Source organism: Comamonas fluminis (assembly GCF_019186805.1).
In the GTDB taxonomy this organism is placed as follows: Bacteria; Pseudomonadota; Gammaproteobacteria; order Burkholderiales; family Burkholderiaceae_C; genus Comamonas; species Comamonas fluminis.
In genome coordinates, this window is sequence record NZ_CP066783.1 from 321,228 (window position 1) to 334,248 (window position 13,021).

5 protein-coding genes are annotated in these 13,021 nt (G+C 59.6%); all 5 read left to right on the top strand.

The genetic code is table 11. From position 1 onward, the window contains the following. Positions 1-110: 110 nt before the first annotated feature. On the top strand, positions 111-4,223 hold the full coding sequence (rpoB, locus tag JDW18_RS01830; RefSeq protein ID WP_218242068.1) for a DNA-directed RNA polymerase subunit beta: 4,113 nt from the start codon (positions 111-113) through the stop codon (positions 4,221-4,223). Positions 4,224-4,344: 121 nt separating this feature from the next. Then, positions 4,345-8,571, top strand: a complete 4,227-nt coding sequence (gene rpoC / locus JDW18_RS01835; protein WP_218242069.1) for a DNA-directed RNA polymerase subunit beta' — start codon at positions 4,345-4,347, stop codon at positions 8,569-8,571. Between the two features lie 121 nt (positions 8,572-8,692). Then, the gene (gene rsmB / locus JDW18_RS01840; protein WP_218242070.1) at positions 8,693-10,078 is read left to right on the top strand and encodes a 16S rRNA (cytosine(967)-C(5))-methyltransferase RsmB; all 1,386 of its coding nucleotides are present in this window, start codon (positions 8,693-8,695) and stop codon (positions 10,076-10,078) included. Between the two features lie 25 nt (positions 10,079-10,103). Next, positions 10,104-10,688: a DUF4390 domain-containing protein gene (locus JDW18_RS01845; RefSeq protein ID WP_218242071.1), complete on the top strand. Its 585-nt coding sequence runs from the start codon at positions 10,104-10,106 to the stop codon at positions 10,686-10,688. Beyond that, complete coding sequence (locus JDW18_RS01850) at positions 10,688-13,000, top strand: sensor histidine kinase (protein ID WP_218242072.1); 2,313 nt, start codon at positions 10,688-10,690, stop codon at positions 12,998-13,000. Before JDW18_RS01845 ends, JDW18_RS01850 begins: the two co-directional genes overlap by 1 nt. The last annotated feature ends 21 nt before the right edge of the window (positions 13,001-13,021 follow it).

A 13,021-nucleotide genomic window follows, 5' to 3' on the forward strand; every position in this document is an offset into this window, starting at 1 on the left:
CATCGCCGTCAGCCATGGTTGGTAGTGGCCAACCGCCAAGCCCGCAGGGTGAATTCCCCTGTGGGGCAGTCGTCGCAGACCCAGGACTCATGTCTTTGCCCGGAGATCTCATGGCCTATTCTTATACCGAACGCAAGCGAATCCGCAAAAGCTTCGGGAGCCGCGATAGCGTGCTCGAAGTGCCTTATCTGCTGCAGATGCAAAAAGATGCCTATACCGCATTCCTGCAGGCAGATGTAGCCCCCAAAAAACGTACCATCGATGGCCTGCAAGCGGCTTTCGATTCTGCCTTCCCCATCGTCTCTCACAATGGTTTTGTAGAGATGAAGTTTGTCGAGTACAACCTCGCCAAACCTGCTTTCGACGTGCGTGAGTGCCAGACCCGCGGTCTGACCTTTGCTTCCGCTGTGCGCGCCAAAGTGCAGTTGATCATCTATGACCGTGAGTCTTCCACGGCTCAGTCCAAGGTGGTCAAGGAAGTGAAGGAGCAAGAGGTCTACATGGGCGAAGTGCCCCTGATGACCGACAAGGGTTCGTTCATCATCAACGGTACCGAGCGCGTGATCGTGTCTCAGCTGCACCGTTCGCCCGGCGTGTTCTTCGAGCACGACAAGGGCAAGACCCATAGCTCGGGCAAGCTGCTGTTCTCGGCTCGTATCATTCCTTACCGCGGCTCCTGGCTGGACTTTGAGTTCGACCCCAAGGACCTGCTGTACTTCCGTGTGGACCGTCGCCGCAAGATGCCGGTGTCTATCCTGCTGAAGGCCATCGGCATGACGCCCGAAACCATCCTGGCGACGTTCTTCGTGAACGACAACTTCCGCCTGATGGACAGCGGTGCGCAGATGGAATTTGTGGCTGACCGCCTGAAGGGAGAAGTCGCACGTTTCGACATCACCGACAAGGCTGGCAAGGTTGTCGTGGCCAAGGACAAGCGCATCACTGCTCGCCACACCCGCGAGCTGGAGCAGTCCGGCACCAAGTTCGTCAGCGTGCCTGAAGACTTCCTGCTGGGCCGCGTGCTGGCCAAGAACATCGTTGACCCAGACACTGGCGAAATCATTGCCAAGGCCAACGAAGAACTGACCGAAGCACTGCTCAAGAAGCTGCGTAGCGCTGGTGTGCAAGATGTTCAGTGCATCTACACCAACGAACTGGACCAAGGCGCTTACATCTCGCAGACTCTGCGTACCGATGAAACCGTGGACGAGTTCGCAGCCCGCGTTGCCATCTACCGCATGATGCGCCCTGGTGAGCCTCCCACCGAGGACGCCGTGCAGGCCCTGTTCCAGCGCCTGTTCTACAACGCCGACACGTATGATCTGTCGCGCGTGGGTCGTATGAAGTTCAACGCCAAGATCGGTCGCGAAGGCGCAACCGGCCCCATGGTGCTGTCCAACGAAGACATCCTGGCTGTGGTCAAGATTCTGGTGGACCTGCGCAATGGCCGTGGCGAAGTCGACGATATCGACCACCTGGGCAACCGCCGCGTGCGTTGCGTGGGCGAACTGGCCGAAAACCAGTACCGCACCGGTCTGGCACGTATCGAAAAGGCTGTGAAGGAACGTCTGGGTCAGGCTGAGCAAGAGCCCCTGATGCCTCACGACCTGATCAACTCCAAGCCCATCTCTGCGGCTCTGAAGGAGTTCTTCGGTGCTTCGCAGCTGTCGCAGTTCATGGACCAGACCAACCCTCTGGCAGAAATCACGCACAAGCGTCGTGTTTCCGCCCTGGGCCCAGGCGGTCTGACCCGCGAACGTGCTGGCTTTGAAGTGCGTGACGTGCACGTGACCCACTACGGTCGCGTCTGCCCTATCGAAACGCCTGAAGGTCCAAACATTGGTCTGATCAACTCGCTGGCTCTGTACGCCCGCCTGAACGAGTACGGCTTCATTGAAACTCCGTACCGTCGCGTGGTGGATGGCAAGGTCACGATGGACATCGACTACCTGTCGGCCATCGAAGAAGGCAAGTACGTCATCGCTCAGGCCAACGCCGATCTGGATGCCGAAGGCCGTCTGGTGGGCGAGCTGGTGTCTGCCCGTGAAAAGGGTGAATCGACCCTGCTGTCGCCAGAGCGCGTGCAGTACATGGACGTGTCGCCTGCGCAGATCGTGTCCGTGGCCGCTTCGCTGATTCCGTTCCTGGAACACGATGACGCGAACCGTGCCTTGATGGGCGCCAACATGTCGCGTCAGGCCGTGCCTGTGCTGCGTCCTGAAAAGCCCATGGTCGGTACCGGCATCGAGCGCGTTGCTGCGGTTGACTCCGGCACCGTGGTCACTGCCAAGCGTGGCGGTATCGTGGACTACGTTGACGCGACCCGTATCGTGATCCGCGTGAACGACGACGAAGCCGTTGCTGGCGAAGTCGGCGTGGACATCTACAACCTGATCAAGTATCAGCGTTCCAACCAGAACACCAACATTCACCAGCGTCCTATCGTCAGCCGTGGCGACAAGCTGGCTGCTGGTGACGTGCTGGCTGACGGCGCTTCTACCGACCTGGGCGAAATCGCCATCGGTCAGAACATGCTGATCGCCTTCATGCCCTGGAACGGCTACAACTACGAAGACTCGGTGATGATCAACGAGCGCATCGTTGCTGACGATCGCTACACCTCGATCCACATCGAAGAACTCGTGGTCATGGCTCGTGACACGAAGCTTGGCCCAGAAGAAATCACGCGCGACATTCCGAACCTGTCGGAACAGCAACTGAACCGTCTGGACGAGTCCGGCATCATCTACGTGGGCGCCGAAGTGCAGCCCGGCGACGTGCTGGTGGGCAAGGTGACACCTAAGGGTGAAACCACGCTGACGCCTGAAGAGAAGCTGCTGCGCGCCATCTTCGGCGAGAAGGCTTCCGACGTGAAGGACACCTCGCTGCGTGTGGACCAGGGTTCGTCCGGCACCGTGATCGACGTGCAAGTCTTCACCCGTGAAGGCATCCAGCGTGACAAGCGTGCTCAGCAGATCATTGACGATGAACTGAAGCGCTTCCGTCTGGACCTGAACGACCAGCTGCGTATCGTGGAGGCTGACTCCTTCGACCGTATCGAGAAGCTGCTGACTGGCCGCGTGGCCAACGGTGGTCCTCAGAAGCTGTCCAAGGGCGCCAAGATCGACAAGGCGTATCTGGACGGCGTGGAGAAGTTCCACTGGTTCGATATTCGCCCTGCCGAAGACGATGTGGCCGCTCAGCTGGAGTCCATCAAGAACTCCATCGAGCAGCAGCGTCACACCTTCGACCTGGCGTTCGAAGAAAAGCGCAAGAAGCTCACGCAAGGCGACGAGCTGCCTGCTGGCGTGCTGAAGATGGTCAAGGTGTACCTGGCTGTCAAGCGTCGTCTGCAGCCCGGTGACAAGATGGCCGGTCGTCACGGTAACAAGGGTGTGGTCTCCAAGATCACTCCTGTGGAAGACATGCCTTTCCTGGCTGATGGCTCCACCGCCGACATCGTGCTGAACCCGCTGGGCGTGCCTTCGCGTATGAACATCGGTCAGGTGCTGGAAGTGCACTTGGGCTGGGCCGGCAAGGGTCTGGGCCAGCGCATTGGCGACATGCTGCAAAAGGAAGCCCGTGCTGCTGAAGTGCGCTCCTTCCTGGAAGAGATCTACAACCGCAGCGGTCGCAAGGAAGATCTGTCGCAACTGGGTGACACAGAAGTCATGTCCATGGCCAAGGAATTGACCACTGGCGTGCCTTTCGCAACCCCCGTGTTCGACGGTGCCTCCGAAGCCGAGATCAAGGACATGCTGAAGCTGGCCTATCCCGACGACATCGCCGCCGCCAAGGGTCTGACCGAGACACGTACACAGGCTTACCTGTATGACGGCCGTACTGGCGAGCGCTTCGAGCGTCCGACCACCATCGGCTACATGCACTACCTGAAGCTGCACCACTTGGTCGATGACAAGATGCACGCCCGTTCCACCGGTCCTTACTCTCTGGTGACGCAGCAACCTCTGGGCGGTAAGGCCCAGTTCGGTGGCCAGCGTTTCGGTGAAATGGAAGTGTGGGCGCTGGAAGCTTACGGCGCCGCTTACGTGCTGCAGGAAATGCTGACCGTGAAGTCCGACGACGTGCAAGGCCGTACCAAGGTGTACGAGTCCATCGTCAAGGGCGAGCACTCGATCGAAGCGGGCATGCCCGAATCGTTCAACGTGCTGGTCAAGGAAATCCGCTCTCTGGGCTTGGACATCGAGCTCGAACGTTCTTAAGCCCTATTAAACAGAGAGCTGCAACCGCTTTAAAACAAAGGATTTGCGCTTGGTTCGTTGCTGAAACCAAGGCAAATCCAGCGGTGGCTGCAATGATTTTTGACGAAAAGGAAAGAGTTACATGAAATCGCTACTCGACCTGTTCAAGCAATTTACGCCTGATGAGCATTTCGATGCCATCAAGATCGGCCTGGCCTCGCCCGAGAAGATCCGTTCGTGGTCTTTCGGTGAAGTGAAGAAGCCCGAGACGATCAACTACCGTACCTTCAAGCCCGAGCGTGATGGTCTGTTCTGCGCCAAGATCTTTGGCCCGATCAAGGACTACGAATGCCTGTGCGGCAAGTACAAGCGCCTCAAGCACCGCGGTGTGATCTGCGAGAAGTGCGGCGTTGAAGTCACACAGACCAAGGTGCGTCGCGAACGCATGGGTCACATCGATCTGGCCGCGCCTTGCGCCCACATCTGGTTCCTGAAGTCCCTGCCTTCGCGCCTGGGCCTGGTGCTGGACATGACGCTGCGTGACATCGAGCGTGTGCTGTACTTCGAAGCCTATGTGGTGACCGACCCCGGCATGACTCCGCTGAAGAAGTTCAGCATCATGACCGAGGACGACTACGACGCCAAGCAGCTGGAATACGGTTACGACGAATTCACCGCCAAGATGGGCGCTGAAGGTATCAAGGACCTGCTGGAAGGCATCGACATCGACGTCGAGATCGAGCGCCTGCGCAACGATCTGACCGGCTCCGAAGTCAAGGTCAAGAAGAACGCCAAGCGCCTGAAGCTGCTGGAAGCGTTCAAGAAGTCCGGTATCAAGCCCGGCTGGATGGTGATGGAAGTGCTGCCCGTGCTGCCTCCCGATCTGCGTCCTTTGGTGCCTCTGGACGGTGGCCGTTTCGCTACGTCCGACCTGAACGACCTGTACCGCCGCGTTATTAACCGTAACTCGCGTCTGCGCCGTCTGCTGGAGCTGAAGGCTCCCGAAATCATTGCTCGCAATGAAAAGCGCATGTTGCAAGAAGCGGTGGACTCGCTGCTGGACAACGGCCGTCGCGGCAAGGCCATGACGGGCGCCAACAAGCGTGCTCTGAAGTCTCTGGCCGACATGATCAAGGGTAAGTCTGGTCGTTTCCGTCAGAACTTGCTGGGTAAGCGCGTGGACTACTCCGGTCGTTCCGTGATTACCGTGGGTCCTTACCTCAAGCTGCACCAGTGCGGTCTGCCCAAGCTGATGGCGCTGGAACTGTTCAAGCCCTTCATCTTTGCCCAGCTGGAGCAACGTGGCATCGCCACGACCATCAAGGCGGCGAAGAAGGAAGTGGAAGCCGGTACGCCCGTGGTGTGGGACATCCTTGAAGAAGTCATCAAGGAACACCCCATCATGCTCAACCGTGCGCCTACGCTGCACCGTCTGGGTATCCAAGCGTTTGAGCCTATCCTGATTGAAGGCAAGGCCCTGCAACTGCACCCGCTGGTTTGCGCTGCGTTCAACGCCGACTTCGACGGTGACCAGATGGCTGTTCACGTCCCTCTGTCTGTGGAAGCACAGATGGAAGCTCGCGTGCTGATGCTGGCCTCCAACAACGTGCTGTTCCCCGCTTCGGGTGAACCCTCCATCGTTCCTTCTCAGGACGTGGTGCTGGGTCTGTATCACGCCACGCGTGAAAAGATCAACGGCAAGGGCGAAGGCATGGTGTTTGCCGACCTGATGGAGCTGCAACGCGCTCTGGATGCGGGCGAGACCGAACTGCACGCCAAGATCAGCGTGCGCCTGACCGAGTGGAACAAGAACAAGGAAACTGGCGAATTCGAGCCTTCCACTTCCTTGGTCGAAACCACGGTGGGTCGTGCTCTGCTGTCTGAAATCCTGCCCAAGGGCCTGGCTTTCAGCAACATGAACAAGGCGCTGAAGAAGAAGGAAATCTCGAAGCTGATCAACGCTTCGTTCCGCAAGTGCGGCCTGAAGGCAACCGTGGTGTTCGCCGACAAGCTGCTGCAAAACGGTTTCCGTCTGTCTACCCACGCTGGTATCTCGATCTCCATCGACGACATGCTGGTGCCTCCGCAAAAGGCCGACATCCTGGCCCGCGCAGAGTCCGAAGTGAAGGAAATCGAGCAGCAGTACGTCTCGGGTCTGGTGACCTCTGGCGAGCGCTACAACAAGGTGGTGGACATCTGGGGCAAGGCCGGTGACGACGTGTCCAAGGTGATGATGGACCAGCTGAAGGTTCAGAAGACCACTGACCGTCATGGCAATGTTGTCGATCAGGAATCGTTCAACGCGATTTACATGATGGCCGACTCCGGCGCCCGTGGTTCTGCCGCTCAGATTCGTCAGTTGGCTGGTATGCGTGGCCTGATGGCCAAGCCAGACGGCTCGATTATCGAGACGCCTATTACCGCGAACTTCCGCGAAGGCCTGAACGTTCTGCAGTACTTCATCTCGACCCACGGTGCTCGTAAGGGTCTGGCCGACACGGCGCTGAAGACGGCTAACTCCGGTTACCTGACTCGTCGTCTGGTGGACGTGACGCAAGACTTGGTCGTGAACGAACAGGACTGCGGCACTTCCAACGGCTACCTGATGCGCGCCATCGTCGAAGGCGGTGAAGTGATCGAATCCCTGCGCGACCGCGTGCTGGGCCGCTCGACCGCTGAAGACGTGCTGCACCCAGAAAACCGCTCCGTGCTGCTGCGCGCCGGTACTCTGCTGGACGAAGACACCATCGAAGAGCTGGAAAACCAGGGCGTGGACGAAATCAAGGTTCGTACCGCTCTGACCTGTGAAACCCGCTTCGGCCTGTGCGCAACCTGCTACGGCCGCGACTTGGGCCGTGGTGGTCTGATCAACCTCGGCGAAGCCGTGGGTGTGATCGCCGCCCAGTCCATCGGTGAACCCGGTACCCAGCTGACCATGCGTACGTTCCACATTGGTGGTGCGGCTTCGCGTGCGGCCATCGCTTCGAGCGTGGAAGCCAAGTCCAACGGTTCCATCGGCTTCAACAGCACGATGCGCTATGTGTCCAACACCAAGGGTGAGTTGGTGGTGATTTCCCGTTCCGGCGAAATCGTGATCAGCGAAAACGGCCGTGAGCGTGAGCGTCATAAAGTGCCTTACGGCGCTGTGCTGACCATCAAGCCTGATGAAGTCATCAAGGCTGGCAAGATCCTGGCGAATTGGGACCCACTGACCCGCCCCATCATTACCGAATACGCCGGTCAGGTGAAGTTCGAGAACGTGGAAGAAGGTCTGACAGTGGCCAAGCAGGTCGACGAAGTGACCGGTCTGTCCACTCTGGTGGTGATCGACCCCAAGCGTCGCGGCTCTGCCAAGGTGGTGCGTCCTCAGGTCAAGCTGATCGATGCCAACGGCCAGGAAGTCAAGATTCCTGGTACCGACCACGCTGTGACGATCGGCTTCCAGGTTGGCGCTCTGATTCAGGTGCGCGACGACCAGGACGTGGGTCCTGGCGAGGTGCTGGCCCGTATCCCTGTGGAAGGTCAGAAGACCCGAGACATTACCGGTGGTCTGCCTCGTGTGGCCGAGCTGTTCGAAGCCCGTACACCCAAGGACAAGGGCACTCTGGCCGAGATGACCGGTACTGTGTCCTTCGGTAAGGAAACCAAGGGCAAGATTCGTCTGCAGATCACTGATCTGGAAGGTAAGGTCTGGGAAGAGCTGGTGCCCAAGGAACGCAACATTCTGGTCCACGAAGGCCAGGTGGTGAACAAGGGTGAATCGATTGTGGACGGCCCAGCCGACCCACAAGACATCCTGCGTCTGCTGGGTATCGAAGAGCTGTCGCGCTACATCGTGGACGAAGTGCAGGACGTGTACCGCTTGCAGGGCGTGAAGATTAACGACAAGCACATCGAGGTGATCGTTCGCCAGATGCTGCGTCGCGTGATCATCGAAAACTCTGGCGATACCACCTACATCCAGGGTGAGCAGGTCGAGCGCTCCGAAGTGCTCAACACCAACGAAGCCATGCAGAAGGAAGGCAAGCTGCCTGCTACGTACTCCAACGTGCTGCTGGGTATTACCAAGGCTTCGCTGTCGACCGACTCCTTCATCTCGGCTGCTTCCTTCCAGGAAACAACCCGCGTGCTGACCGAAGCTGCCATCATGGGCAAGCGCGACGAGCTGCGCGGCCTGAAGGAAAACGTCATTGTGGGTCGTCTGATTCCTGCCGGTACCGGCCTGGCTTACCACCAGGCACGCAAGGCCAAGGACGAAATGGACGACGCAGAGCGCCGCGCCATTGCCGAGGCTGAAGAAGCGGAACTGGCCGGTATCTCGGCTGACGATGCTGAAGTCGCTCCTGCTGGCGACGCATCGGCTGAGTAAGCCAGGCGCTGATCCGGTGCTGTCTGCAGCCCCGGTTCACTGCTGATGCACCGCGCTCCCGCTCTGCCCTGTGCAGACGGGAGCGTTTTTCTTTTCACGATTGATCCGTTTTTTGAATTTCATGACTTCCACCCCCTCTCGACCAAAAAATGCCGGTGCCGGCCAGCCTGCGAACGCTGCTCCGGCGCTGTGGCAGCAGCTGGAAGCCGTTGCGCAGGCCCTGCATGGCATTCTGGGTGGGCAGTCCAGCAAGTCTGTGCTGGCGCAGGTGCCGCAGCGTTTGCGCCCTGGCGTGCAGGCTTTGCTGTTTCAGGTCTTGCGCAATCTGGGGCGCGCCCAGGCACTGCAAAAGCAGCTGGTATCCCGCGCGCCTGCACCCAAGGTCAGCGCCTTGCTGAACACAGCCCTGGCTCTGGCCTGGGATGAGGCCCATGCGCCTTACCCACCATTCACGCTGGTCAATCAAGCGGTGGAGGTGGCCAAGCGCGGCACTGCGCGTGCGCAATCGGGCTTTATCAACGGCTGCCTGCGCCGCTTTCTGCGCGAGCGCGATGAACTGGTCGCGGTCACGGATGGCGACCCTGTGGCCGTCTGGAACCACCCCGCATGGTGGATTGCGCGGTTGAAGAAAGACCATCCCGAAGACTGGCAACTGATCTTGGCTGCCAACAATGCCCAGCCGCCGATGACTTTGCGCGTCAATGCGCAAAAATGCACGCAAGCCCAGTATCAATCTGCGCTTGCTGCTATGAATTTAGAGTCTTTGCCGGTGGCGGAACATGGCCTGCAATTGCTGCAAGCTGCCCCTGTGCAGGAACTGCCTCACTTCGCTGAAGGCTGGGCCTCGGTGCAGGATGCTGCCGCGCAAGCTGCGGCGCCCTTGCTGCTGCAGGGGCTGAAGCAGCCACAGGGCCGCGCTCTGCGTGTGCTGGATGCCTGCGCTGCACCTGGTGGCAAGACGGCCCACCTGCTGGAGCGCGGCGAGCCCGGTAGCCTGCAGGTGACCGCGCTGGAAATTGACCCCGAGCGTGCACGCCGCATTGGCGAAACCCTGTCGCGCCTTGACCTGCAGGCCCAGGTGCTGGTGGCCGATGCAGGCAAGCCCGAGGCCTGGTTTGAATCGCAATGCGGTGGTCAGCAGTTCGACGCCATCTTGCTGGATGCGCCTTGCACGGCATCGGGCATCGTGCGTCGCCAGCCTGATGTGCGCTGGCTGCGCCGTGAAAGCGATGTGGCCCAGCTGGCGCAGATCCAGTCTCAGTTGCTGGACAAGCTGTGGCCGCTGCTCAAGCCCGGTGGGCGCATGGTGTATTGCACCTGCTCCATCTTCAAGGCCGAGGGCGACGCACAGATGAAAGCGTTTCTTGCACGCAACACTACGGCCACCAGCTTGCCTGCTCCCGGCCATTTAATACCTGGCAAAGCTGCCAAAGACGGCTCCGTGGCCGACAATCGTTTGGGTGACCACGACGGCTTTTTTTACGCACTGCTGGAAAAATCGCGCTAACGCTGCAGCGAGAGCCCCATGGCGCATGCTCTGTGCCTGCGTCCTGGTGCTGCTGTTTTGCGCGGTGGCATTGCCCTCACGCGCCGATACGGTGGGGCCGGATATCAGCGCCATGCAGCTGAGCCGTACCGACGAAGGCCTGTTCCTCTCGGCCAGCATGCAGTTCGATTTGCCTTCACAGGTTGAAGATGCCCTGCGCCAGGGCATTCCCATGTATTTCACGGCAGAAGTGCAGGTCCAGCGCGAGCGCTGGTACTGGTCCGATCAGCAACTGGGCACAGCCACGCGCTACTACCGGCTCACGCACCAGCCACTTACAAAGCGCTGGCGTCTGCATATCTCCAACACGGCGTTTGCAAGTTCTGGCACCGGCCTGGCGCTGGGGCAATCCTATGACCAGCTGGATGAAGCGCTTGGCGCCATTCAGCGCATTTCGCGCTGGAAGATTCTGGAGCCAACCCAGCTGAGCGCGACTTCAGGGGTCTCCGTGCAACTGCGCTTCCGGGTGGACCTTTCCGCCTTGCCCAGACCGCTGCAGATTGGCGCACTGGGCCGTTCAGGGTGGAATCTGCAGCTGGCACGCACGCAGGTACTGGAGGCCGCGCCCTGATGCCGCATTTCTCCGAGTCGCCGGACCCCGCAGGTCAACTGGCCGCACGCTGGTCGCGTGCGACGCGCTGGGCCGTGGGAACAGGTGTGGTGCTGATGGTGGTGGTCGGCATCTTGCTGCTGTTCTTGCTGACCATGGCAACGAATAACCGGCTGGCGTACGAGCGCAATTACAACTGGCTGTTTGCCGCCAACGTGGTGGTGGCCGGGTTGCTGCTGCTGATTGTGCTGTGGGGTGGCTTGCGGCTGGCGCTGCGGCTCAGGCGTGGGCGCTTTGGCAGCAAGCTCCTGCTCAAGCTGGCAGGCATTTTTACCCTGGTAGGGCTGGTGCCAGGGCTGTTGATTTATGTGGTGTCCTACCAGTTTGTCTCCCGATCCATCGAAAGCTGGTTTGACGTCAAGGTCGAAGGCGCGCTGACGGCGGGTGTGAGCCTGGCCAGTTCTACGCTGGACACCGTAGCCAACGACATGGCCAACAATACGCGCACGGCAGGCCTGCAGCTCAGTCAGCTCTCCGATGCAGGCGCGGCGCTGATGCTGGAGCGCATTCGCGATCAGATTGGCGCCTCTGATGTGGTGCTGTGGAATGCCTCTGGCAAAGCCATTGCCAGCGCTGGTAAATCGCAGTTCAGCCTGGTACCCGAAAAGCCCAGCACGCAGATGATGCGCAGCCTGCGCGAGCAGGGTGGTCAGCGCGCTGTGTCCAGCATTGAAGGGCTGGATGATGCGGATGACATGCCTTCAGGCAATACCTTGATCAACGCCAAGGTAAGAACGCTGGCGCTGGTGCCCAGTTCCGCAGTGAACCTGCTGGAAGAAGCGCGTTATCTGCAGGCCACGATTGCACTGCCTGAAACCCTGGTGCGCAACGCCTTGGCTGTGCAAGAGGCCAACCGCGAATACCAGGAAAGAGCACTGGCGCGCGGTGGCTTGCAGCGCATGTATATCGGCACACTGACGCTGGCACTGTTTCTGGCCGTGTTTGGTGCGGTGGTACTGGCCATTGTGCTGGGCAACCAGCTGGCCAAGCCCTTGCTGCTGCTGGCACAAGGCATGCGCGATGTGGCGCGTGGTGACTTGCGCCCCAAGCCCGCACTGCAAAACCGCGATGAGATTGGTGGCCTGACGCGATCTTTCGCCGTCATGACCCAGCAGCTTGCAGATGCTCGCTCTGATGCCAATCGCAACCTGCTGCAACTGGATGCGGCGCGCAGCAATCTGCAAACCATTCTGGACAACCTCACCTCCGGCGTCATCGTGCTGGATCGCGATGGCCGCATTGTGCTGAGCAATCCAGGCGCCACGCGTATTTTGCGTGAGCCCATGGCCGTGTTTCAGGGCAAGCGCCTGCGCGATATTTCCGCGCTGCAGGACTTTGCCCGTGTGGTGCAGGAACAGTTCGAACTGTTCTTTGGTGACCCCGCAGCGCAGCAGGGGCGCGAGCGCTGGCAGCAGGTTTATGAACTCGATGGCGGTGATGGCGATGTGGTCCACAACACCACGAGTCTGGTGATGCGCGGTGCAGAGTTGCCTGATGAGCAGCGCCTGCTGGTGTTTGATGACATCTCTGAAATCGTTTCGGCCCAGCGTGCGCAGGCCTGGGGCGAAGTGGCCCGTCGCGTGGCTCACGAAATCAAGAATCCGCTGACACCGATTCAGCTCTCGGCCGAGCGCATGGCCATGAAGCTGACCGACAAGCTGCAGCCACCAGAACAGGCACTGCTGGCCAAGTCCGTCAAAACCATCGTGGATCAGGTTTCTGCCATGAAGCGTCTGGTGGACGAGTTCCGTGATTACGCCCGCCTGCCAGCTGCCAAGCTGCAGGCCATGGATTTGAATGCGCTGGTTGTCGAAGTTCTGCAGCTGTATGGCGAAGAAAATGCCACCGTGCGCGTAGAGGCCTCACTCGACGAAAATTGCCCCATGATCAAGGGTGATAGCCAGCAATTGCGGCAGGTCATCCACAATCTTTTGCAAAATGCCCAGGATGCGACAGAACAGAGAGCCTTGGAAACAGGGCAGACTCAGGGGATCGTCACTATCGAGACCCGTTGGGTTGATGCCGCGCAGCGAGTGCGCTTGAGCATCAGTGACAGTGGCACGGGTTTTGCTCCGAATATTCTGCAAAGAGCTTTCGAGCCCTATGTCACCACCAAGGCTCGAGGTACCGGATTGGGTTTGGCCGTCGTCAAGAAAATCGCGGATGAGCACGGCGCCAGAGTGGACCTGGGTAATCGAGAGGAAGACGGGGTAGTTCAAGGCGCGCGAGTGTCGCTATCATTCGTACCTAATGAAGGTGGTCAGGCGGGTTGATCCCTGCCGGGCACACAGTAC